This window comes from Chitinibacter sp. ZOR0017 (assembly GCF_000799095.1).
Taxonomy (GTDB): domain Bacteria; phylum Pseudomonadota; class Gammaproteobacteria; order Burkholderiales; family Chitinibacteraceae; genus Chitinibacter; species Chitinibacter tainanensis.
Genome location: NZ_JTLG01000046.1, coordinates 1 through 461, shown reverse-complemented (window position 1 = coordinate 461; position 461 = coordinate 1). Strand labels below are relative to the sequence as shown.

Genomic DNA, 461 nt, shown 5'->3' with positions numbered 1-461 from the left:
TGCGCTCAGCCTCGTTGGGCGGCAAACCACCGTTATGGTGGTGTGGCCTCAGCTGGCTGTAGTAGCCCAGCATGTAGTCCAATATCCCGCTCAGCTTGCACAAATGAGCTGTAGCCGACCTCTGGTACCCATTCCGTTTTCAAGCTTCGGAAGAAGCGTTCCATTGGGCTGTTATCCCAGCAATTACCACGGCGGCTCATGCTTTGTTGAATTTGGCAGCGCCATAATAATTGCCTGAACTTGATACTGGTGTAATGGCTGCCTTGGTCAGAATGGAACATCAGCCCTTTAGGTCGGCCTCTGGTTTCAAACGCATGGTTCAAAGCCTTACAGGTTAAATCACTATCCGGCGAGAGCGACATCGCCCAGCCGATGGGTTTTCTGGCGAACAAATCCATCACCACCGCCAGATACGCCCATCGAGTGCCAACCCAGATATAGGTCACATCGCCGCACCAGAC

1 pseudogene is annotated in these 461 nt (G+C 53.1%); it reads right to left on the bottom strand.

Annotation, left to right across the window (positions count from 1 at the left end):
• Positions 1-461 (bottom strand): annotated as a pseudogene (locus L991_RS15915) (IS3 family transposase); the annotation flags it as partial.